The organism is Solitalea lacus (assembly GCF_022014595.1).
GTDB classification, from domain to species: domain Bacteria; phylum Bacteroidota; class Bacteroidia; order Sphingobacteriales; family Sphingobacteriaceae; genus Solitalea; species Solitalea lacus.
On sequence record NZ_CP091740.1, the window covers coordinates 3,421,277 to 3,446,875 of the forward strand.

The 25,599-nt window shown below is 39.7% G+C and carries 14 protein-coding genes; 3 read left to right on the forward strand and 11 right to left on the reverse strand.

Translation table 11 applies throughout. The features are described from left to right. Window positions 1-101: 101 nt before the first annotated feature. The 3 genes from L2B55_RS14745 to L2B55_RS14755 form a co-directional block, all read right to left on the reverse strand. Entirely contained in the window at window positions 102-1,283 is a 1,182-nt protein-coding gene (locus L2B55_RS14745; protein WP_237846919.1) for a FecR family protein, read from the reverse strand. A 208-nt stretch (window positions 1,284-1,491) separates the two neighbouring features. Then, window positions 1,492-2,187 (reverse strand): RNA polymerase sigma factor, encoded by a 696-nt coding sequence (locus L2B55_RS14750; protein ID WP_237846921.1) that lies wholly within the window; start codon window positions 2,185-2,187, stop codon window positions 1,492-1,494. Between the two features lie 324 nt (window positions 2,188-2,511). Next, complete coding sequence (locus tag L2B55_RS14755; RefSeq protein WP_237846922.1) at window positions 2,512-3,771, reverse strand: pyridoxal-dependent decarboxylase; 1,260 nt, start codon at window positions 3,769-3,771, stop codon at window positions 2,512-2,514. A 112-nt stretch (window positions 3,772-3,883) separates the two neighbouring features. Here L2B55_RS14755 and L2B55_RS14760 point away from each other — a divergent pair, with 112 nt between their 5' ends. Continuing rightward, window positions 3,884-4,255, forward strand: a complete 372-nt coding sequence (locus L2B55_RS14760) for a hypothetical protein (RefSeq protein WP_237846923.1) — start codon at window positions 3,884-3,886, stop codon at window positions 4,253-4,255. A 57-nt stretch (window positions 4,256-4,312) separates the two neighbouring features. On the opposite strand, the gene L2B55_RS14765 is transcribed toward L2B55_RS14760, so the two are convergent. The 8 genes from L2B55_RS14765 to L2B55_RS14800 form a co-directional block, all read right to left on the reverse strand. Continuing rightward, window positions 4,313-5,530 carry a thioredoxin family protein gene (locus L2B55_RS14765; RefSeq protein ID WP_237846924.1) on the reverse strand — a complete coding sequence of 406 codons (1,218 nt, stop codon included), beginning with the start codon at window positions 5,528-5,530 and terminating at the stop codon, window positions 4,313-4,315. A gap of 40 nt (window positions 5,531-5,570) precedes the next feature. Next, window positions 5,571-6,491, reverse strand: a complete 921-nt coding sequence (locus tag L2B55_RS14770) for a TlpA family protein disulfide reductase (RefSeq protein WP_237846925.1) — start codon at window positions 6,489-6,491, stop codon at window positions 5,571-5,573. Between the two features lie 105 nt (window positions 6,492-6,596). Next, window positions 6,597-7,541 (reverse strand): TlpA family protein disulfide reductase, encoded by a 945-nt coding sequence (locus tag L2B55_RS14775; RefSeq protein ID WP_237846926.1) that lies wholly within the window; start codon window positions 7,539-7,541, stop codon window positions 6,597-6,599. Window positions 7,542-7,598: 57 nt separating this feature from the next. Continuing rightward, on the reverse strand, window positions 7,599-9,260 hold the full coding sequence (locus tag L2B55_RS14780) for a RagB/SusD family nutrient uptake outer membrane protein (protein ID WP_237846927.1): 1,662 nt from the start codon (window positions 9,258-9,260) through the stop codon (window positions 7,599-7,601). Window positions 9,261-9,298: 38 nt separating this feature from the next. After that, entirely contained in the window at window positions 9,299-12,502 is a 3,204-nt protein-coding gene (locus tag L2B55_RS14785; RefSeq protein ID WP_237846928.1) for a SusC/RagA family TonB-linked outer membrane protein, read from the reverse strand. Between the two features lie 543 nt (window positions 12,503-13,045). After that, window positions 13,046-14,890, reverse strand: coding sequence for an alpha-1,3-galactosidase-related protein (locus L2B55_RS14790; protein WP_237846929.1), 1,845 nt, complete (start codon window positions 14,888-14,890; stop codon window positions 13,046-13,048). A gap of 12 nt (window positions 14,891-14,902) precedes the next feature. Further along, entirely contained in the window at window positions 14,903-18,103 is a 3,201-nt protein-coding gene (locus tag L2B55_RS14795; RefSeq protein ID WP_237846930.1) for a GH92 family glycosyl hydrolase, read from the reverse strand. 188 nt (window positions 18,104-18,291) lie between these two features. Next, window positions 18,292-22,680 carry a DEAD/DEAH box helicase gene (locus tag L2B55_RS14800; protein ID WP_237846931.1) on the reverse strand — a complete coding sequence of 1,463 codons (4,389 nt, stop codon included), beginning with the start codon at window positions 22,678-22,680 and terminating at the stop codon, window positions 18,292-18,294. A gap of 464 nt (window positions 22,681-23,144) precedes the next feature. On the opposite strand from L2B55_RS14800, the gene L2B55_RS14805 reads away from it, so the two are divergent. Beyond that, on the forward strand, window positions 23,145-24,368 hold the full coding sequence (locus L2B55_RS14805) for a thioredoxin family protein (RefSeq protein WP_237846932.1): 1,224 nt from the start codon (window positions 23,145-23,147) through the stop codon (window positions 24,366-24,368). A gap of 78 nt (window positions 24,369-24,446) precedes the next feature. After that, window positions 24,447-25,586, forward strand: a complete 1,140-nt coding sequence (locus tag L2B55_RS14810; RefSeq protein ID WP_237846933.1) for a TlpA disulfide reductase family protein — start codon at window positions 24,447-24,449, stop codon at window positions 25,584-25,586. Window positions 25,587-25,599 lie beyond the last annotated feature (13 nt).

The following is a 25,599-nucleotide window of genomic DNA, read 5'->3' on the forward strand; positions in this document are numbered from 1 at the left end:
TTCTCCACTCCGGCCGCAATCCGGGGTGGTTCTTTTCTTCAGCGGGTTCTACTTGCTAAGTTTTCAAATCAGATTTCCGGTTTCATAATAAGTTGATTGGTTTAGGTTGAATAAACAATAATTCTTTTTCCTTCTATTGCAAACCTCAGCCCTCCTGTCGATTCCAACGCTTGTAGCACTTTAGAAACATTACTATTTCGTGGTATTACCCCGGTAAAAGATATATCCGGAACTTTTCCCTTATAAACAACTTCTACATCGTACCAGCGTTCTATTTGTCGCATGACCTGTTCTATATTAACATTATCAAACACAAACAACCCGTTTTTCCAAGCCATAACTGATTCCAAGTCAGCTTTTTCAACTTCAACGGCATTATTAACACCACGTTGATATACTGCTTGCTGGCCGGGAACAAGCAGCTGGTGGTTATTCCCCCTCTTAATCCTCACCGAACCTTCTAATAAAGTGGTAGCCGATTTCAATTCATTCTTATAGGCCATAATATCAAAGTGGGTTCCCAATACCTCTACTTCTGTATCACCGTCAATTTTTACTTTAAAAGGCATTTCAGCATTCTTTGCTACTTCAAAATACGCCTCACCACTTATCTCAACGTTACGCTCTTTACCGGCAAACGCTGTCGGATACCTGATAGATGATGCTGCATTCAGCCAAACCTTACTGCCGTCGGGTAGTATAAGTTTATACTGCCCTCCAGCAGGCGTAGCAAGTGTATTGTACATCACTTCCTTATCTGCACTGCTACCGGAATTATAGGCAATCTCTCCATTTTTCAGTTTTAATACGTTTGCATTCCCCTGTTTGGCAAGAGCACCATTAACGGCACTATCCAATATCAGCTGTTTACCATCAGCCAGGGTTAATACCGCCTTGTTACCGCCGGGGGCCACATCGTTTTTCTGTACAATTTGCTGCCTTTGCTGATTTTTTTCACCTAAAAATGAATAGTATAAAACGCCCAGCAGAAATGCCAGTGCTGCAAATGAAGCGGCTACTTTGTACCAAACAGAAAGTGATCTCCTTTGCAATGAAACTACGCCCGTATCTGAGGCAAAGATCTCATTCAGAATTCTTTCACCAGTGACACTATTCAATGTCTTTCCTGCAGGCACTTTTTCCCATAGCTCATCCATGAGTGCTTTTAACTGATCATCGTTCTTCGACTTGTTAACCAAATCCATGAACTCCTGAAGTTCTTGCGCTGTACAGTTATGATTTATATACTGTTGAAATAAATAAACAAAGCGAAAGTTGCTCATTGATCCTTGGGTTTAAAATATATAATCAATCAAAACCAAACCTGTTATGTGATTGGTTTTACTAGTAAGACAATTGGAAAGAGTTAGAGGAGTAGTTAGAATTAAAATAAAATTTAAATATAGAAATCAAAACAATGTTTTGTCGTTCTAAGGAACGAAAGAATCTGTGTCAACAATATATTCCCCCCTGCTTCGGGTTGACAAATCCTTAGTCAGCCTTGAGTCTGAATGTCTGCAGAGATATAGCATCAGCATCCTGTATTTGCTGATCTGAAAATGGAAACATTTCGTTTGACGCAGGTGAGTCAGCATTGATTTTATTGGAAAGCAACAGTACCGACAATACCCAAACATTTAAATGGGAGTTGAAATACCCTCTGACAAAACGTAAAGCTTGTTGCACATGTGTCTTTACGGTAAGCTTTGATAAATTAAGCAATTGGGCAGCTTCTTCATAGGTCATTCCATCTAAGTGACACATGGTATATACCTTTCGCTGCTGAGGCGGAAGTTTATCAATAGCCTCCTTAAGTATACGTTCATACTCGTTAAAAACAATCCGGCCCTCGGTTTCATGCTGAATCTCTGATAGATCGAGACTAATAGCAGCTTTTATATTTGCTTCTTTTGTTAAGCGTTTTAAAACATTAAACGTATGATTTTTGGTAAGTGCATACAAGTACGAGGGAAAATAGTTGATCGTTAAAAGCGCTTGGCGATTTAACCAAACTTTCATAAAGATATCCTGTACGATTTCTTCGGCCAACGTTTCTGAATGCGTTAGCTTAAGGGCAAACGTGTATACCTTACCTGAGTACTCATTAAAAACCAGTCGAAAAGCGGTTTCGTCGCCCTCCACAATTCTTAGAAGGAGACTATTAAGTGTATCACGTTCCGTAATCATCACAGTTTTTTAACAATTAGAAAAATAAAGACCGGAAAAGTAGAAAAAATTATCGCAAAAGCAAATCCTCCTAAAATTGTCTATAAACGAAAAACCCGGCGGGAGCCGGGCTTATTCGCACAATTAAACCGAACCAAAATCTTTAAGCTTATGCTTTATATATAAATCAAACTTCTTCTACATTGTATACAGGACTCCAAAAATCAACATAAAAATTAAAAAGTCGAAAAGAATCATCTCTTACAATCGTAAATTCTTCTTTACAGTTCATACGCATCTTTTTGCTTTTAAGTCATTTTCGTTACCTATCAATTAACTAATAATTTAAACAGTTTCCGATACTAAAGCATTTCGTTCAGCCTCCAATTCCATTAGAAAACTATCGATATATCCTTGCTTAACATGAGGCATCACCACAATCTTCCACCACTTGGCTTCAAATTCATAACTATCGGCCACCAGGTGATACTTCTCAGCCAGTTGTTTAGAAACATCTCCGCTTTTTATAGTGATAATATTTATATGAGGGTTTCTAAAATATTTAACCCCCATTTCATCCAATTTGCTACAAATACGACTGGTGCGATCACAAAGCGACTCCATTTTGTACTGCCATCCCGCCGACCCATGTGTCATTAAAATCATCCAAATCGATATCGCATTGGCACCAGATCGACTACCACAAATCGTATAGTCTTTTCCAGGGATGTATTGGGCCTCATCGGTACATACATACTCCATAAAACCTTTACGTATTAGAAACAAACCTGTTCCGTAAGGAGTTTGCAGCATCTTATGTCCATCACTTGTGAAAGAGGTGATGTATTTATTTTGAAAAGTATAACGACTATCAGGATTGGTAAACGGGTAGATAAAACCACCATAGGCACCATCAACGTGTACTTTGTATTCAACACCTGTAGAATCGAAATAACCAGCCACTCGGTCAATGTCATCTACTGAGCCAAACATGGTGGTTGAAAGGTTCATCACTACAATAAAGTAGTTAATTCCGCAATCACGGGCTTGCTCAATTTTGGTTTCAAGATCAGTCTGAACAATAGATCGATCATTATCGTCCACATCCAAAATAATAGAACGGAGACCTAGAATATTTGCACCTTTAGGCATTGAATAGTGACTGTCCTGAGAATAAACCAAGGCAATTTCGTCTATTTTTGCTCCGAACTTTTTCATAAAATAATTTCGGTAAACCCACATGGCTTGAATGTTGGCCTCTGTACCTCCGGGAGCTACATAACCGTCTGCACCATTTGCATCTCCTTTAAAAATCTGTTCGGCGCAAAGCTTTATTAATTCCTTTTCTATTTGTTGAGTGCCCGAAAAGATATCCAACACTGACTCTTCGCTTAAAGTGTGACAGCCAATATGATTGGGATTATTGATCATAATCGACATAAACGGCGCGTCTTTAAGAAACGGAGCATCCGGATAAAACTGTTCGCTATCAAGGAAAGTTCCCGGCACGCCTAGAATAGGCTGGTTACGATAATTTGCATTTTTATTTAAAGCATCAAATACAACTTCCTTAATCTCGATATGACTTAATTTTTTCCAATACATAATCTTCAATCTTAAGAGGCGAAGCTATCAGAACTTTAAATACATAAAAATGATAAATATCATATAATCAGTCTATTTTCAAAAAATAGACAACCATATTATAAGCCTCTTTATGTTATGTGCCGTTTTAGCCAAATTTATTGGAGAAAAACTAGTATCTCCTAAATCGTATTCAACAACGAAACTGATTGCCTTATATAGCCAACCTAAAGGAAATGAATTAAGAAATAACCTACTCTTCAATAAGTTTTACTATGAAGATGGAAAACAAAAACCAATAAAATTCACAGAAAAAGGTTATCAATTGACCATTGAAAAATTAAAAGAAAGTTCAATTGCTTTAATAGTTTATAAGCAAACAAAACAAGTTGTAGTAGCAAAGGTCGAAAGAGATGAAATACGTGGCATTCCTCCTGTGCCACCACCATTACAAACATTAAAAAAGGTAAACTTCAATTATGGAGTTTACCTTTTTATATGGTGAGATCAATCTATCTTTAATCTCTAAAAAACATTTTTCTTTGACCTAATTTAAAAGTCTTTATTTCTGCACTGAAGCTTGACTTTTCCTGCGTTTAAATTTCTCCAGGCGTTCTTCGCAAGCTGTAAGAGAAACATCCGCACTCGGCTTAGCTTTCAGCATCGCGATTACCTTCTGTTCTACTTCAATACCTTTATCAAAATTTCCTGTTTCTACAAGGAGTCTTGCGTAAACATCCATAAATTCCGGGTCTTGGACTTGCATAGACATTTCTGCCAATTTGGTTGCCTTTTGCAAAACGTAAGGATCAGAAGCCTGATTGAGCATTTTCCAGCAAAAAGAACCCACTGCTACAATTCGATCATCGATTTTCTTTTCCGGGTATTTTGTAAAAATAACTTCCATTACATCAGCATAGGCTTTCATGTCTTTGCTTATACTTGCCGCAGCGGCATCACACTGCAATGCCAGCTTACCCGCTCCTGCAAAATTCATCTTACCAAAACCGTCTTTCAGATCTTTCAGATCTTCCGCCGGAAAAGCGCCGTTGGCCGCCTTCTGAATAGAATTGCCATATATCATTACAAAATAATCCGACACAGCCTCAGCAGTAAATTTCTTTTCGTAGGCCTTTTGATTTTGAAGCACATACTTGAAAACCAAAGACTGTTCACTCCTTACATAACGATTAATAAAGTACCAGTTTTCAGCTGTTTGCCACTGGATTTGAGGAATGCGGCTAAAATACTCTTCAATTATTGCGCTAGTATTTCCCTTAATGCCTTCCATTCTGGTCATGTATTTCTTCATGAACTCAGGAGATCTGTTGCCTTTTTTGTATTCGGCCATCAAGGATTCCAGAGACTCTCCCGACACAGCCTTCTTACCATAATCAATAAACGCTCTGAAATCGGGAGCTCCTTCATTTTTACTAATGAGTTTTCCTTCAGGAGTAACAAACAGCAATGAAGGGTAGGCTCTAATGCCATATTGCTTTGCTAACTCTGGTCCCTCGCCTTTTTCCATATCCATTTTGGCATTGACAAAATTAGCATTGTAGTAATCAGCCACTTCATTGAGTGTGAATACTTCCTTTGCCAATTTTTTACAAGGCCCGCACCAGCTGGTATAGCAATCCATGAAGATTACCTTTTTTTCCTTCGCCGCCTTCGCTTTGATCTCGGCCCATGTACCGTGCTCAAAGTTAATCGCCCTATCCTGTGCATTCACAGCGACGCTTGCAAACACGCAGCATACGCTAAATAGAAAGCCTTTCATTTAATATTTTTTTTAGTTTATACTTAATGCAATTCCCGAATTACTTTTTTGCAGGTTTCTTCGTTGCTACAGGTTTCTTCATTAATAACCCTTCAATGGTTTTATCCATTTCCGGTAATCTGAAAGGATTATAAGCCACTGCAAATCTGACGATACCCGACTGATCAATTACATAAGAAGTAGGATATGCTTTGATCTGATATTTACTAGCTACATCCCCTTCCTTTCTGGTACTAGGAATCATCGTGTATTTGAAAAACTTTTCGGTAATGGCTTTCAATTTAGCAGGCTCGTAACTATTAACCTCAAATGCTAAAAACACCACGTCTTTGCCTTTGTATTTCTCAACCATTGCATTCAAATCAGGTATTTCCTTTTTGCAAGGAGCGCATGCAGTAAACCAGAAGTTCAACACTACCACTTTGCCTTTCAATTGGTTCAGATCATATTTTACGTTATCAACATCCACCACTGAAAACAAAGGAGCCGGTTTTCCCAATTGCGAAGCAAATATTTTTTCGCGTTCCTGACCTCTAGGCGACTTCGTTTCCTCGTCTATCACTTTTTTAAGATCTGCAATGGTTTTTTCCTCTTCTTTTTTAGTGGCTGGGCGGGCCACCTTAGCCCTGATTACAGAAGCTGAATCAACAAAAACATCCGCAATCATCTTAAAATGGCTGTTTTCAATCAGTTGATTAAATTCAGTATAGTACAGTTTCTTGTAGTCCGGAGTCAAGAACCGTATATCAGAACTAAAAATATTTTTCGCCTGAGTGATAGAATCCGCGTATTTCAATTCTTTATCAGAACTCACTTTTCGGAGCCCTTGTAGATATTTCGCTTTACGCTCTTCAATTTGTTTTAAGCTGTCAGCTTTTGTTGTGCTAACCACTTGCGCCTTCAACATACCGGTTGAACACACAACAAATAAGGCTGGTAATAATACTTTATTAAGTAACATGGGATATATTCTTTTAATACTGCTCAAGGCATTACCAAATTGGTAATGCCCGAACAATACAATATTTAATAATGAAGAATACTTCGTTTTTAGAAGCAACCTGATTTATTTTTTGTTTACAACTTTTACAGGAGCTTCTTCCAAAAGCTTAGGAATCATCTTTCCGTAGTCATCAAGAGCCACAGGATTTAATCCTACATACCCGGTGCGAATGATACCATTTTTGTCAATTAAAAAGTTTGCAGGGAATACTTTTGCCTGATATTGTTTCATAGCCGCATCTTTTCCACCTAATACAATTTGGTAAGAAAAAGGAGCACGCTTCAAGAATTTCTGCACATCCTCATTTGTAGCGTTAGCACATTCAGGAGCTAAGAAAACAATGTCCTTACGGTCTTTGTATTTCTCTACAAATTTATTCAACGTAGGGATTTCTTCCACACAAGGTTTGCACATTGTAAACCAGAAATTCATCACCACTACTTTCCCTTTTAAGCTGCTGATGCTAACCTCTTTTCCGTCAAGTGTTTTTACTGTAAAGTCTGGCGCAGGTTGGCCTACTAATTTACTCAGTTCGACATTATTTGTAGCAATAGGTGAACCCGATTTCGAAGCATAAGAAGCCCTAACTGCTTCTACTCTCTTTGCCTTCTCTTCTGGTGTGGTTTTACGAAGTACAGCAGCCTTTTTGTTATACCCTATGTCTCCATAAGTATTATCCGTCCAATCTCCTGATATATCATAAAGAAGCTTACGATATTGTTCAAAAGGAATTTGAATGTACTCTGCAGTATAGTACTTAATTTCAGCCAGCTTGAATTCTTTATCTTTCGCTGCTTCATTCAGCGCTTTCATGAATTCAGGAGTAGCTTTTTTCAAATCTTCCATACCCGCTAAAGCTTTTGTTTTTCTTGCAGCAATAGAGTCAGCATTCTTAAAATATGCTTTTGTTGAATCTATGGTAACAAATTTTACAGTTTGAGCATAACTGCTTTGTGCTGATAAAGCAAGTGAAAATGCCGCAATTAATAATTTATTGATGGTCTTCATTATCTAAGTTTATTATATGACTAATTAATATCTATTTTGTTTAAACGGAATTGCAGATTACCAATCTTTATTTTGAATTAACTTATTACCTGGTCTATCCATTTCAGTTTGAGGGATAGGGAACAAATAATGTTTATCCAAAAATGCCCTGCTATACTGAGTGGTAGTAAATGCAGAATAAGCATAAGTTTTTACACCAGTTGTCGGGTTTTTGGTAATTGTTACTTTACGAATTGGAGTGCTATTAGAAAACAAAGTAGTAGCCAGTTTCCATCTTTTCACATCCCAGTAACGGAAATCTTCAAACGCCAATTCAATTCGGCGTTCATGTCTGATTACATCACGCATTTGGGCTTGTGATAAACCTTGGGCTACTTGTGGCATTCCTACACGCTGACGCACCAAGTTCAGCGCACTGCGAACTGACTCGTCTGGTCCAACAGCTTCATTTTGCGCTTCTGCATAATTCAACAGAATTTCTGCATAACGAATCAGTGGCCAGTTGTAACTGCTTCTTCCATTTGGATCTCCATTTGGATTAAAAGCTTCACTGGTGAATTTTCTCAAATAATATCCTGTTGGTGAAATTTTTTCACTGGTTATACCTGCAAGTGCATTTACAGTGATGTCTTCGCCACCAGTATACATTTGCATCTTTCTGCTTTTGAATGTTACATCATCATACAAAATGGTTGCATCAAATCGTGGGTCTCTGCCTGAATAAGGATTGGCAGCATTAAAACCTGATGCAGCGTCAGTAATTGGCTTACCTGTTGCCTTCATTTCATATTCATCCACCAAATTCTGAGTAGGACAATTGTAACCCAATCCACCGAAGTATGGCGACATTGTATTTTTATCAAATAAAGTACCTAACTCGTCAAAACGATCATTGTGCTGAACTGACAAGATCATCTCGACATTGTTTTTGGTCGCAAAAACATCTGTATAGGCTTTTACCGGATTGGCATCCGTCAAAAGTCTGTTTACATTTAAATTCATTATCGCTTTGGCAGTTGCCGCCGCGTTTGTCCAATCCTGTTTAAGCATCTGCACTCTGCATTTCATTGCCCATGCAGCTTGCTCTGTAATCCTGCCAGCATCACTTGCCGGATAAACAGTAGGAAGGTCTTTGGCGGCTAAATCTAGTTCACTAATAATGAAATCATAGCATTCCGAAAGGGTGTTTTTAGGCAGAAACAATGATTCATCATCATAATCTTGGGCAACCGTAATGATAGGTACTTCGCCAAAGAACTGAATTAGGTCATAATAATAATATGCGCGCAAGAATCTTACTTCAGCTTTTAAACGTGTGTTCAGCTGAGCATCGCCAGGCACCTCGTCAATTTTAGAGAGAAATATATTAGCTCTACGAATATAATTGTAACGCGAGGACCATAAGCCATTAAGTGGCGAATTGGTTGCTGTATATGCTGGATTGGCAAAGCTGATACGTGGTGATGTACTGCTTGTACTTGGATCCATGGCATCATCAGTTATACTACTGAACAACCTGCCGTTCAATAACGTATTGTTGAATCCGCTTCTTAACTGTGAATAGAAGTTATTAGCGTACAATGATACCAGCTTCTGATCCTGCCACATCTCAACATCAGAAATGCGGTCTTTGGGCTCTAAATCCAGTCCCGTTTTACAACTTGTAAGGCTGAAGATGCCGGAAACCAGTAGGCTTAATACAAATATTTTGGTTTTCATGTCTTTTCTTATTTTGCTGTCACCTTGTTTTTAATTTTTTACAGGCCAACGTTGATTCCGAGGCTATAATTACGCTGAATAGGATAATATCCACCACTTGTTGAAGCGTTTTCCATAACTTCTGGGTCAATATCTTTCACTGTTGAGAATGACATTAAATTCAACACGCTCGCAGAGATTGATACATTTGATAGTCCTATCCTCTTCACTAAATTGACAGGAACATTATATGCAAAGCCTAAATTCTTAAACCTGATATAATCACCTTTATTCAAGTAGTGGGTACTTGGTCTAAAACTTGCCAAATTGTTTGACGAGCTAGAAATACGTGGGTAACGTGCATCAGTATTATCAGGTCTCCAGCTATTGTTGTAACCATAATCAGTATAGATATTTGGTGCAAACGTAACCATATTTCCACCTGCTCCCTGGAAGAAAGCATTTACTGAAAATGACTTATATCTGAATGTTAGGTTCAAACCACCTGAGTAAGGAGGATAGACCGTATTATCATATACTATCTGGTCATTAGCATCAATTTTCTTATCACCATTCAAATCGGCGTATTTAATATCGCCTGGCTTAAGAGTTGAGTTCTTAACAGCCGCTCCGTCTTGGTTAACATCGTAATTGTTAATTTCCTCTTGTGTCTGGAAAATACCAAGTGATTGGTAGAAAGCTTTACTTAAAATAGAATGACCTTCTTTTTTCAAGTATTCCTTAGTTTCTGGCAATTCACCATAGTCAACAGCGCGTGACTTGGTATACTGGAAGCTAAGTGAGGTTTGAAGCGACATTTCTTTGCCAAACTTTGTATTATTGGTAAGAGACACTTCATAACCATTGTACTTCTCTTTAGCGAAGTTAAACAACGGTGCACCTATACCAAAAGTGGCAGGAATGGTAAGTAATTTTTCTTTAGGAAGATCAGAAACCTTCTTATCGTAAATATCAAATGTACCAGAAAGTAAACCGCTCCACAATGAGAAATCAACCCCAAGATTTCGCATCAAGCTTTTTCCCCACGTTACATTTACATTTGGAATATTACTGGTATTCAAAATAAAGGATGGTTGATAAGTACCGCCAAACGAATACCCTGCACCTCCATTTGGACCTGAAGTGGCAATGTTATAAGAATAATAGTAATTAGCTGCAGTCAGGTTATCAATACCAGTATAACCTAGGGATGCTCTAATTTTAAAATCATTCACAAAACGAAGGTTGTCTTTGATAAATTTCTCCTGGCTCAAACGCCATGCAACAGCTCCTCCCGAGAAAAAGCCCCATCTGTGTGCTTTAGGGAAGTTATCAGAAGCATCTGCACGCATTGAGTATTCCAAAGAATATTTACCGGCAAAATCATAGTTCAAACGAGCTAATCCTCCAACTCTACCTGACTCAGATTCATTACCAGCCGTTGTTTGGTTAAGTGTACGACCTGAACTGATGTTTTCAAGGTTACCAACAAGTCCATCGCGAGAAACAGTAGTATTAAGGGAGTTAGTATAATAGTTGGTTCCCAAAACCATAAGGCCTATTCTGTGCTTTTTGAACGCTTTTGAATAATCAAAACCTAAATCTGTATTAAAGAAATTGGCGCTACCAAGCTGCTCTTCAACTTTATTGGAAGAAAATCCTCCAGTTTTCCTATAACCTGTTGGAGAGCTAGCATCAGGCACATAGGTGTTGTAAAACTTCTGATAAGCTTTGTAGTCAGCAGCGTTAAAGTTGAGACTATTATTCAGTTTGAAAGTTAGACCTTCTATAAATGAAGGAGAGTATTCAAAGTTAGACTGAATTGAAATATTGTTAGACCTGTTAACTCTAGACCCTGCAATATCAGGCATGGTATTTACTAGCTTATTATTGTATTCGCTTGTACCATAGATTGAACCGTCCTTGTTATAAAATGGAGTAAGGGGGCTGCTAAGGAAAAGGTCACCAAATACAGCATCTCCAGTCTGATTAAATGCACTACTAACTCTAGTGGTTCTAAAACCAGTGCTTAGCCCTAGTTTGATATCATTGGAGATTTTGATATCTACATTTGATTGAATTGTATAGCGCTTAGAATCAAAGGCGCTGATAATACCTTTCTGGTCATTGAATGAGCCATTGATATAGTAACGAACCGATTCAGTTCCGCCTCTAACACTCATGGAGTGCGTTTGTTGCATAGCGGTACGTTGAACCATTCGGTCATAAAGACTTTCATTTGCATATTTAGCCGGATCTAAGCCATAGCGAATCACATTCAAAACTGAGTCATTGTATGAAATCGCTTGACCACTGTTCCTTTTGTATTCATTATCTACAAGAGCCCACTTATAGCTGTCAAACAGCTTAGGGAAGTTGGCTGGCTCATCCATTGAAAAGTTTGTAGAATAAGAAAACTGTGGCTTACCAATCTTTCCGCGTTTGGTAGTAATTACAATTACACCAAAAGAACCTCTGGTACCATAAACTGCAGTTGCCGCATTGTCTTTTAATACTGAAATAGACTCAACTTCATCAGGATTGATATCATCGATCGTTAGTCCGTTTAATGTAAGACCAACAGAGTTAGTATTATTGTCGTTATAACGTGGTACGCCATCTACTACAATCAAAGGTGTTTGCTTTGGATTGACCCCACGAATAAGAATTTGAGGTCTGGTTTTACCTGGAGTACCTCTACTGGAAATAACAGTCGCACCGGTTACCTTACCTTGCAAAGCATTAGCAATATTGGTTTGGTTTTCCTGCATAATTTCTTCAGCCTTGATTGTTGAAACTGAAGTAACAACATCTTTTTTCTGCTGCTTTCCATATGCCACAACTACAATTTCATCAAGTTGACGGCCCGAACTCTCCATTTGAACCTTGATACTGGCTTTTCCTTTCACATTGATTTCCTGAAACTTCATAGTAACATGGCTGACCATCAGAACGTCAAAACCTTCCGGCACTCTAATTGTGAAGTCACCGTATTTATCGGAAAGCGTTCCCAAATTGGTCCCTTTAACAAGAATTGTTGCTCCTTCTAAAGGCTGACCCTTTTCGTCCATTACACGTCCTTTAACCACATAAGACGGTTTAGAGACATCCACAGTCTTAACATCCTTTGTTTCTTTAGGAGCCTCTTGCGCCATTAGATTTACAGAAGTGGCAACCAAAAGGAAGGTAACCATTCCTTTATTTCTGATTCCTCTATTTAAGAGTTGTTTTATAGTATTAACTTTTGTGTAGTTCTGTTTCATTAGATTTGGATTGGTTGAGTTATTCTCAATAAATCTTTGTTTGCTGTTGAAAAGCAAATGAGTTGAAAAACTTACCTTTACGGATTGATAGGGCAAAGCATACCCCTCGATAATTTATGATCTAAGTCAATATTTCTTCTATCCCCCTCCTTTCACGAACCTCAATTTGAGGTCTTGGTTATTGATGGTTAAATTAAATCCTGATAAAAATTTCGTTTTTCCAAGTTCTATCAGAATTATAAAATTGCCTCATGTAGGAATTCCAAATTTGATTTTTACACGCCTCAGAAACAATGGACTATTCTGCCATTTTTCGACTAATTGATAGATTATTTACTTATTAAACTGAAAAACCACTTATGAAGCAACCTTGCAAGCAATTGTAAACCAACACTATCACTAAATATTAGCGTAATAAAGCGGAATTAAGGAATTGAATAGTGGCATAGTAAATGATACGTACCCTAACAGGATTAAGAACAGCAAAGCCTCATTCAGTTAAGAATGAGGCTTCCTTTGGTAACCTTTAAATTTTAATCAAAATCACCTACTTTCTTGCACATCAACCTTACTATCAGCTTTAATGTCATTGATGTTCATCTTTGAGGTATTCACCTGCAGTACACCCTGCAAATCAATATTTTTATTAATTAAAACATGCTTGCAGGCTGTCAAATGAACAGTTGCCCCCCTGCTGATTCCTTTCACATTAGGTTGCGGATAGATTATTTTATTGCCGGTAAATGTAAGGTAATCGACACTACGGGCACTTAATACAGTATTATTAGACACCTTAAATATATTATCCATAATGCGAATATTCCGATGCACACTATTAATTGCATCCAATTCATGATTTTCTGGTGCTATATTAATGGCTCCACTACCTGAATTATATCCACATTCCTCAAACACATTATTGCGTACTACCACATCCTGAACCGACCCCGACTCAAACCAGCTGCTGGCATCATCAGCAATTAAAATGGGATGCATCCCAGTACGATAAAAAACATTGTTTGTGATCAACACCTTTCTCCGTGTTGTGATCAACAATCCCCTGGTATTGGTGCGCTCGAAACGACTGTTTTGAACCGTTACCTCTGGAGTCCATGTAAGATTTTCGATGCACAAACCTGTTCGTATGTCAGCGGGCATAGGCTGATTCAATTCCAGCTCCATTTCTTTTTTGTTAATAAGCCTAGCTGACCTTACTGTTGCAACTGCCAGCGGCAATAGTGACTTTGGGTTCACCAAAGCAATGCTATCACCGGCAAAAAAAGCAGCGAACCCATAGGTTTGGTGATGCATAAACCGTACTGTAATTTTCCCTGCATTGTCTATTCCCGTTATCTGCAAATGCGTTCCATGAACATTAACAGGATCATCATGTGAACCGGAAGTAAAACAGCTATCGATCATCACTTTTCCTCGGCATCCTGAAAAATGGAAACAATCAGCAAACGAGGCAATCACCCTGCCACTGTTTTCCCTCGGAGCAACAGCTACTTTCTTCAGATATATGTTCTCAGAAAACTGGGATACGATCCCCAAACCATGCATATAGTGCATTTTGACAGCATTTAGCCATATGTTCTTGCTTAGCGAAATAAATGCTCCGCAATTATCGCGGTAAGGATCGCGGATAGTAAGTATTTGTCCAGGTTTGAATTGGGCCTTTGAAAAATCACCGACAAACTTTACATTAAATGGATCGGTTTCAACAGCCTTAGCCGACAGAAAAGGATCGAAAGTGCTATAGTGCAATGTATTCCTTTCAGGGCTAAAGAGAATAGTGTGATAAGATTTAGTTTTCCAGCCTTCTCCAATAAAGCAAATTCGACCGCTATCAATTACGTATTTTGAATCACGATGTATTTCGGTTTCAACTATATTGTTAGTAACTGACTTTATTGTCAACTCCGAAATTGTTGGTCTTTCATAATCAAACCTGATATTGTTGATTTTAATATTTTGACTGTTAAGAATAGCAAATGAGATCATTTTGCCATGAAGCACTACTAGCGTATTATTCCCATCCAGAGTTATGTTTTTACTGTTTTCAAATAAAAACGCAATATTCTTCACTTTCGAAAGCGTATCACTTTCTGTACAGTTAGAAACATACAATTCACGCTTCTCAGCTTCATCCGGCCAAATATCTATGCGGCCACCGGGCAATACCAAAACAGTGCTATTTTTTGCTTTACAAGCATTGATGGCCCTTTTAATCCCTGTTGCCGCATTTTCAAAACTGTTTGATTTTACACCAAAATCGGATGCTTTGATTACGTCTTGACTAAAAACATTTTTAACTCCAAAACATAGGCAAACAATGGCTACAAGTAGGTATTTCACTTTCATCCCGTTTTTATTAGCGTAGTTCAAAAAACATATAATTTACTTTGATAAATAGTACCAAAGGCTGTATAAATTAGATTTCATATTGGGCTCCGCTACCATTTGCAACTTCAACTTTCCACCTTTTAGCACCTCACTTTGCAATAGCTTGAAATCATTAAGCGGTTGTCCATTAAAGGATGCTGATTTAATGTATTTATTTTCTTTCGATGCGTCTGAAGCCTCAATCACTAACTCTTTTCCGCGATTGTATTTGCCATCCAAATGCACCGTAATTTTAGAATACCTAGGACTGCCTAATTCATAAACCGGCTGAGCCGAACAACCTCCGTCCATTTGAAAAAGACCAATTGCGCTCATCACAAACCAGCTACTCATCTGTCCTAAATCTTCATCGCCCGGATAAGCATCGTAAGGGGTGCAACCGTAATATTGTTCCTGAATAGCTCTTACCCATTTTTGCGTCAGGTGAGGAACTCCTGCCCAATTAAACAAATACGCAACCTGCATGGTGGGTTCATTACCATGATTGATCGGATAAGCTGAGAAATTATCTCCCAAGGCATTAAAGTTGGCTTTTGATGATTTCAACATAGCTGTATCCAAACGATTAATAAAACGTTCTTTGCCAATTGCAGAAATTAATCCATTAGGATCATGGGGTACAAACCACGTGTAATTAAAGGAATTGCCTTCAACAAATCCGGGAGTATGATAAGGATCAAATGGTGACATCCATTTTCCTTCTTTGTTTTTCGGACGCACAAATCCACTAACTGTATCCATTATATTCTTCCAGCTATTTGAACGATTTAGAAAGCGCTGGTAATCATCCTGTTTCCCAAGAGTTAAAGCCATTTGTGCTAAACAAAAGTCATCATAGGCATATTCCATTGTATTAGAAACAGCCCCCATTCCCTGGGGTATGTATCCGTATTGCTGATAGGGATTTAAATCTTCTACCCCAACAGTTCCCCCTCCGCTATAGTTCTGAGGAGGGACAGTAAGCATTTTTTTTAGTCCTTCATAGGCAAGACTTAAATCAAAGTCACGTATACCGCTCTGCCATGCTCCCTGAATTTGTGATGCAAGGTGCATCGCTACCATTACCCCTGTTTGCTCAACGCCCGCCGGATCGGTATTAAACCAGCCTGAGTTCTTATACAAAGCTATGGCTGATTTTGCCCATTGAGACGAAATTTCGGGCGCCACCAGGTTAAAAAGCTGCTGATTATTCCAAAATGTATTCCAGTATTCACCACTGACAATGCAAGCCTTATTATCCGAAAGCTTACGAATTTGCTCATTTTCATCAGTAAAGCGACCATCAACATCTGACCCGATTGCTTTAGCAGACAAAGCCCGGTATAGGTTGGTATAAAATTTTACTTTCTGCAAGTAATCATCGGTTTCAATCTCTACACGCCCCAAAAGCTCATTCCATACTTTCCGCTGATTAGCTACTACTTCTTCAAAATTCCACTTAAAAGGCTTATTAATTTCAGTTTCCAGATTATTACGTGCACCGGATAAATCCACTAATGACACCCCCGTTCTAACTTTAACTTCCTCTCCTTCTTTTGTTTTATAATTCAGAAAGATTCCCAAATCACCTTTGCCACTAATTTCATTTATGTTTTGATGGATTTCCGGAGCAGAAGTAAACTCATGATCCCTATGCCATTCGGGTATATAGGCTTTAACAGGCACTACATTCGAATTCACCCAACCTCCCATTGAAAGGAAAGGTTTGCTGAATTGTACCACAAAATAAACTGTATAGGATTGTTCAAGTGAATAACCTGTAAAAGCATTGTAATAGGTGGCGAATCCTTCAATTTCCGTATTGCTCACCTTGGTTATTTTGGCACTTACAAGGTTATGTGGATATTCGTTGGGAGTAAATAAATCAATTAAGATGCGGGCGCTGTCCATTTTAGGAAAAGTATAACGTTGCATTGAGGCCCGCTTGGTGGCTGTAATATCGGCCTGAATACGGGTATCAGTCATAAAAACACTGTATTTCCCAATTTGCCCCTTTTCTGATTTTTTATCAATTCTTGAACGGTATCCTCCATCCGGATCATCTTCTTTTCCTGGATTTACCTGAAGCTTCCCTCCTGTGGGCATCATTAATAATCCGCATAGGGTCCAGTCTGAAAAATGACTAAACCCCATAATATTATCTATGGTGTATTCATAACCCGCTTTCCAGGTCTCATCCTGATTATCAGGGGCTATTTGTACCATACTTAACGGCAGAGAAGGTCCGGGTTTGAACATCCACCTTGAATTACCTGTCCCAATTAGCAGATCCACATAGTCAGCATAGGTATGCAACGGCCTAGACGAACGTAATATAGTGCCTTTATAAATGATGTTATTCCCTGCAGATATAGTAATAGCTTTACTAACTGACTTTGCCGATGATTTTAGAGCAGGCATAGGTACTTCTAAAATACTATGTCCCTTTTCAACAGTTTTATTTATAGAAGGAAGTCCTTCAATTGCAATTTTTATTTTCTGATTTGCATCAAACTGATGAATATCAATTATCAAAGGTTGTACTCGTTTTAGCCCTTGTAAATATTCAAAATCAGCTGATTTAGCTGAGAGTATTAACGAACTGAATGCAGCACCTATTCTCACAGGCGACTCGGTCTCAAAATCAATGTAATCAAAAATTGCCCAGGATCCGGTTGTGCAGCCTAGCTGAATGGTGTTCAATCCTTCTTTTAACCATTTTGAGGGTACATTAATTTTAATTGTTTGTATTTTTCCAAGTGCCAAAGAGTCTGTCAACAGTTTTCCGCTTCCTGGTTCCAATTGCTTTTCAGTACGATGCCCATTAATGTTAACTCGAACTTTAGGAGCATTCTTATTGGCAACATCGGCCAAACCAATGGTAAGCACATATTTTTCCTGAGCTAAAGGCTTAGGTAACGAAAAGAAAATACGTGGAAAATGACGAGGATGAAATCCGGCCCAATAACCGCCCCCGCTCCAACTATCTAATGGACCCGGTAATACAAAGGGCCAATGTTTAGCTGCGGAAGAATAACCTACATTAAACACAGTGTTTTCACCCCCAAAATTTGCCACAAAGCTTTTATAACCTGAAGTACCAAGGGCAAATTCATTTCCTCGGTGATTATTCTCACCTATATGCCAAACAATTTGCTGTTGGGCAGTAGCCTGTAAAACTGATACAAAAAAAATAAGAAAAATAAATTTCGGCATTGTATTTATGTTATTTACTGATAATGTCCATCTACCATTTTTATTCAACTTGCCCCATCTGTAAGTAGCAAAACGATTATAGCTAGAAAAAGTACCATATTACAATTAACAAATCGATTTAGCAACCTAGCTAAGTGCAAAAAAAGCTTTTAGATTTCTCTTAAAGCCTTTTCAATTTGCCTAAATTCCTAATATACCCCCTTCCCGAGGTATTTGCGAAGTTTTGGAGAAATTGTGCGCTGTACCAGGGCGTTTTTCAATGCCCATTTTTGATCTTCATCGACCTCTATCAAAAACTGTACTTCCTTTGCTTCCATAATTGCCACCGGAATTCCATTTCGATAAAGAATACGGTTTCCGCTGTAGGAAGCGATACGCCGACCAGGTGTTAAAATGCCGGTAAGATTTAAAGGGTCGGCAGCACTGATAGAAATCAGCAGCTCTATTTGATGTTCGGAGTTTGCTTTGCGACTGTTGCGCAGTTCCACAATGGCTTCGGGCAGTGCAAACTGTTCCCCCCAAACCCCTTCCACAAAACGTCCGCCCCTTATTTGTCCCCGAGCTTCCATGGTACGCAGTACCTTTACTAAATCGCGCCAAGGTGGCGTCAGGTTTTCGTGTTCAGCCAGTTTCCTGAATATGCAACCATACCTTCGCAGCAAAGCCCAGGCGATAGCCTCGGTATTTTCGTACGCATTAGTTTGAACATTGTCAGCAGCATACAATAGTGACCATCGGCCTGCATAGTTCATCGAAAACACACCCGAATTGCGTTTGCTTCCTGCCTGCGTTTTGAATTTGTTGGGTACCAGTAAAGCGCGCATTCCTGTAAACGAATCGGAGGTAATCAGGCAGGCACTGATCAACTCTCCCAAAGCGTCCTCAGTCTGCGAGGGGAAAAGTTTTGTTTTCTGTAGAATATCATCGAAGAAAGAAGCGCCACATTGTTCCAATGTTGTCAATACCAACAAAGCATTCGCAGAAAGGTGTAGCGAATCTGAATCGAACTTAGTTTCTTCGATACCGCTGGAAACATTCTTCCAGGTGCTTAAATAATTTCTGCGAAGGAACGTAATCGGCGTAGTTTTAATCGGACTGGCGGCTTTCTTTTCTTTATTAATAGCCGAAACCGAAGGGCGAAACCGTCCCCAGGCTATTTTGCCCGAAATGCAAAGCATATCTAACCATAAATAATCATAGTCGGCGATACGACTTGGGAAGATCTCCCCTTCCCAGGATGCAGCCGGAGCCTCAAAGCCTTCCAATTTTTGAATGATGTGTTCCAAAGCATCGGGCCCCTGCCCCTGCCCATCGGCAACCATTTGGTGCCAGGCAAATAAGAACCGCATAAAGTCTGCTGCAGAAACCGGTTTAATTTCACTCCTGAGTTTTTGAATATTATACCGGTGAATGCGCGCCAGCAACCGCCGCTCGCACCATTCTTCCTCGCTTGTATCATTAAATTTCCCTCTAAATATGAAACCTTCATTTTCGAGTCGATACAAGGCGGCGTTGATTTCACCAACGGGAAGCGTCATAAGGTTGGCGATTTGCCGCGCAGTAACAGGACCCATAATTTCCAAGCGCCCGCGAACCAATTCCGTTAAAGCATCTTTATCCGGGTCAATATTCATCAACCATTCGGGCACAACCACCTTGTACAAGGGTTCATGTTTAGGGTAGATTTCCTGGATAAAAGAGAGTCGTTCTGTTGCCACCCAAAGCAGATGCTGATCAGCTAACTCCAATGCAGTGGCCCTGTTGGTTTGCAGCAGTTCATCAATGTAGGATGACCAGGTATTCTCAGTTACCTCCTGTCCGGTAATAAAACCTGAAAGCAGCAAGGCATCATGCAATTCATCGGCATTAGTCACCTCCGGCCAGGCTTCCCGCTTCACGGTTGCTATTGCCTCGGCATCCAGTTGACCAATATTAGTCAGGTCGGCGGGCGAAAACCATCGCCTGCTTTTTACGGCTTGCGTTCTGCGTTCCTCTAGCGGAGCATCATCTAAAAATGCATAGGGTCGGGCATTCAGTATTTCGTGGGCAAGCGGCGATGGCTCTTTCAGATCCATGGCCACCAACTCTACTTCTTTATTTTTTATTTTGACCAGCAGGCTCTCTAACCCTTCAATATCCATGGCCTCATACAAGCAATCGCGAATGGTTTGATTTACCAGTGGATGATCGGGCACTTCCCTATTACCCTGAATATTCTCCAAACAAGCCAGCTGATCAGGAAACACATGGGCCACCAAATCCTCCGACTGCATGCGCTGCAATTGAGCCGGTACTTTCCGATCGGCTCTCCTTCTCACCACCGCCAGGGCTCGCGAAGCATTCCAGCGCCAGCGGATACCAAAAACAGGCGCATCTAACATAGCCTGGACCAATACTTCACGTACGCTGGCCGGATTGAGGTAATTAAAAACCTCTTCTAACGGAAAACTATGAGTTGAGCCAAGTGAAAGGATTATGGCATCGTCGTTGGCCGCTGCCTGCAACTCGAAATTAAACGTGCGACAGAAGCGCTTCCTTAAAGCAAGCCCCCAGGCCTTGTTTAAACGGCTGCCAAAAGGTGAATGAATGACCAGATGCATGTCCCCTGCTTCATCAAAAAAACGCTCCATCACCAAAGTGTGCTGTGAGGGCATTACTTTTAATGCTGCCTTTGAAGCGGCCAGGTAAACGACCATTTGATCGGCTGCTTCAGGCGCTATCTTTTTTTCTTCCACCAGCCAGTTTACGGCTTCTTCTTTCCAGCTGTTATCATAACTTATTCCATCCTGATCAACAGCCAGAGAATCAAGATCAAGTCGACCTGCAATTTCTTCCCGCAAACGGGAAACAGCCAGTGAAAGTTCGGCCGTTCTTCCAGGTGCTTCTCCTAACCAAAATGGAATATTAGGTGGCTGCCCCTCGGCATCAGCCACACGTACCTTACCATTTTCTATCCGTAATATTCTCCATGAATTATTTCCTAATTGAAAGATGTCGCCGGGAATACTCTCAATGGCAAAATCCTCGTTCAAGGTTCCCAGAAAAACATTTTCGGGTTCCAGCATGACGTCATATTCAAAATTATCAGGTATAGCTCCTCCCGACATTATGGCTGTTAACCGGGCTCCCTTGCGGGCCTTGATTCGATGGTTGATACTATCATGATAAATATAGGCGGCTCTCCTTCCCATGCGAGTGGAAAAGCCTTCGGCAAGCATGGTAATTACTTCATCAAACTCTTTCTGGATTAAATCACGGTAAGGGTAGGCCCTCTTAACTAATGCAAACAACTCTTCTTCGGTATATTCCTCACAAGCAGTTTCAGCAATAATTTGTTGGGCAAGAATATCCAATGGTTTTTCAGGCATAATAATCTTATCCAGTTCCCCGCGCTGAATGGCATCCATAATCGCTACGCATTCCACCAATTCATCGCAGGTTAAGGGGAAGAGCTTTCCTTTAGGCGTTTTGTCAACGCTGTGACCTGATCGGCCAACGCGCTGCAGGAAGGCCGCAATGGAGTGCGGCGATCCAATTTGGCACACCAAATCAATGGAACCTACATCAATGCCCAGCTCCATCGAAGCCGTCGCAACCAAGGTCTTTAAGTTTCCTGACTTTAATTTTTGCTCAGCTTCAAAACGATGATCTTTCGACATACTTCCATGGTGTGCCAGCACCTGACCGGCACCAAGCCGTTCGTTCAGATTGTGCGATAAGCGTTCGGCCAATCTTCGCGTATTCACAAAAATCAAAGTCGTCTCATGAAGCTGTATCAGTTCAATGAGTTTGTCATAAATCTCAGACCATACTTCATTTGCCATCACCGACGTAAGCGGTGAACGGGGAATTTCGATGGATAAATCAAGCTTTCGTGAATGCCCGGTATCTACGATTTTGCAATTAAGCTTCTCATCCAGAGAATTGCCCACAAGGAACTTAGCCACTTGTTCAACCGGTTTCTGCGTTGCAGAAAGGCCAATGCGGTGCAGCTTACGCTTAACAAGTGCTTCCAGGCGCTCTACAGAAAGCGATAAGTGTGAACCTCGTTTATCACCTACCAAAGCATGAATCTCATCTATAATCAAAGTGTGTACGGTGCTCAACATTTTACGACCATTCACGCTGGTAAGCAGCAAATAAAGTGATTCGGGTGTAGTAACCAGAATATGCGGCGGATGCTTCAGCATATTGGCCCGATCGGCCATCGGGGTATCTCCCGTTCGTACCATTACTTCAATTTGAACGTCGGGCAATCTGGCTTGTTGCAGCTCCGTTTTAATCCCCTGTAGCGGAAATTGCAAGTTACGTTCGATATCATTGCTTAAAGCTTTAAGCGGAGAAATATACACCACCTGTGTTCCTGCTTCTATTCTGCCTTCGATCCCCTGTTTTACCAGCTCATCAATTGCTGAAAGAAAAGCTGCCAACGTTTTACCCGAGCCTGTTGGAGCTGCAATAAGTGTATTTTCCCCGGATTTTATAGCGTTCCAAGCTTGCACCTGTACATCCGTAGGTGTTTGAAAACTTTTTTCAAACCATGAGCTTACTACTTTATGGAATAAATTAAGTGACATACTTCTATAAAAGTACGAAATAAGGGTTTTGGTTTTTATGCCCGCTCCTGCCCTTTGGTGACCTATTCGAATAAATTTGAAAAAAAATCAAAAACGTTAGTAAAAAGACATTAACATGGCGTCTATACAAGCAAACGATTAAATAACTCGACAAACTTCTCTTCATATCTAATCTAAATCAAATTCCCAGTTAACTTGAAAAGGTACCAGGTTTTTTAATTTGAAAAACATTCTTTTAAAATCTGATTTAAAAAAATAAGAATTAGTAATACTTTTAAGGACTTCCATTATATCATTAGATACTGTATTACATGAATGCCTTAAGCAATAAAGACAGGGATAGATGGTTTAACAACGAATCCATCATACATCAGAACCTATTCTGGTTTGGAAGGATCAAAGCATTCTGCAATCAAAATCAGTAATCTTATTATTTACCTTCTTTAAAAATAAAACGAAATAAAATGAAAATAATCAGAAAAATAGGTGCTGTCTATATCGCCGTTTTAGGGCTGATGGCTGCGCCGGTGATTGTCAAAGCACAAGGAATTGAGTTTCTTCACAACCTTGACGAGGCCCTGGCAAAGGCTAAAGCAGAGAATAAAATGGTGTTTATAGACTTTTATACCTCCTGGTGTGGCCCCTGTAAAATGTTGTCAAATGAGGTTTTCCCTCAGGCCAAGGTGGGCAGTTATTTCAATAGCCAGTTTATCAATTGTAAAATTCAGTGCGACGATAAGGGTGTTGGTGTTGAACTGGGTAAAAAGTACCAGATTAATGCTTATCCTACTTTAATGTTCATCGATAAGAATGGTGCTATTGTACATTCGACTGCAGGAGCTCCATCGGCCGATGGGCTGATTGAACTGGCAAAAACTGCCGCGAATCCTGAAAGGAATTTGGCATCCTTAATTAAAGAATGGGATGCTGGTAACCGCAAGGAAGAATTCGTAGCTAAATATTTCACCGCACTTAAAAAGGCTTATCGGGGTGAAAAGGCAAGCGCTGATTTTGCCAACTATTTTAACGAATTAAGCGCAAATGATAAGGCTAAGAAAAGTACTTTTGAATTAGTGAAAACCGTTGGGGCAGTACCCTTCTCTCCTGTCTTTGAGTACCTTGAAACGAATCGTAATGCATATGCCCAATCAGTTGGGGCAACTGAGATAGATAAATACATTGCAGATACTTATTTATGGCATTTAAAGGGCTTGGTCGGTAATGAGCCGAGACCGGAATTCAAAGCCGCAATGGAGAAATTCAAAGCTAAAAATTACCCTTATTATGACGAGTACGCCATGTTTTATAGCGTTTATGAAACATTTGATAGCAAGGGTAGTGTTGATGTAAATGAATATATGCGAAGAGGGACTGCGTTTTTAGCTAAGTATGGTAAGAATAATGATGCTTATACGCTTGCATTAACCGGTTTGTTGGGTAATTGTACAGGCAAGAAAGATGAAGGCATTGCCGGAATAAAATGGATGGAAGATTTGTTGGAAAGGAATCGTGATCCCCGTTATTTGAATACCTATTTTTATATACTCTGGAGAAATTATAACCTGGATAAAGCGCTTTTAATAGGGAATGAGATTAGAGATAATGAGGTTAAAGCCGGTAAACCAACAAAGACAATTGAAGGCCAGATTGAAATGGTTAAAGGATTGAAAGCCAAGCAGAAAATCTAAGGATATTTTTAAAAAAAATTTAATAAAGCTTGCATAAGCATATTATTATGCAAGCTTGGTAACCCATAACAAATTTTGATGAAAAAGATAATTTTAACAGCGGCTATGTCCATGCCTATTTTGGTTTGGGCTCAAACTGAAACTGAAACCTTTAAGATTGAAGGTAGAGTAGCAAATCAAAAACAAGAAGCTAAGGCTTATTTGATGTATAGAGCAGAGGGTAAAAATAAGATTGATTCTGCTGAGTTGGTAAATGGGAAGTTTTTATTTTCCGGTAAAGTTTCAGCTCCTACATCTGCAACATTAACCCTTGCTCATTCTGGTCAAAGACTTGGGGAAAACCAAGATAAATACATTTTATATTTAGATAAGGGAGACATTGTATTATCTACAAAAGATTCGATTAAAAACGCTACTATTTCTGGGGCTAAATTAAGTGTTGAATATGCTCGATACAGCAAACTTTTTGCTGCTCAAACCTTGGCGCTTGCTGGGTTGGATAAGGAATGGGCCGCGGGAACTGAAGCAGAAAAAAAAGACGGGAGTTTGGCAAAGCGTTTAGTGGCAAAAAGTAAACCGATTAATGCCGAAAAGCAAAGAATTCAGAAAGAATACATTAAAAAGAACCCTGATTCGTATTTCAGTTTGATGGCCCTAAAGGACATTGGAGGTTCAAGGCTTGAAGATGTTGACATAATCGAGTCTCTTTTTAATACCTTGTCTGCATCAGTTAAAAATACGCCTGCAGGACAGGCTTTTGCAAAGCAGATTTTGACGGCTAAAGCAACAGCAAAAGGCGCTATGGCACCTGACTTTTCACAGACTGATGTGGATGGTAAGGAAGTAAAACTATCTGACTTCAGAGGGAAGTACGTTCTGTTGGATTTCTGGGCCAGCTGGTGTGGGCCTTGCCGTGAGGAGAATCCCAATGTCGTGGCTGCTTTTCATAAATTCAAAGATAAAAACTTTACAGTTTTAGGAATTTCTTTAGACAATCCGGGAAAGAAAGAAGCATGGTTGAATGCTATTGAAAAGGATAAATTAGAGTGGACACAGCTGAGCGATTTGCAAGGCTGGAAAAATGCGGTAGCTGTTCTTTATGGAGTTAGGTCAATACCGCAAAATTATTTGATTGGCCCTGATGGCAAGATCATCGCCGCTAACTTGCGAGGAGAGGATTTAGCAGCAAAGCTTGAAGAAGTGTTGAAAGTAAGATAAATCATGTCAGGAA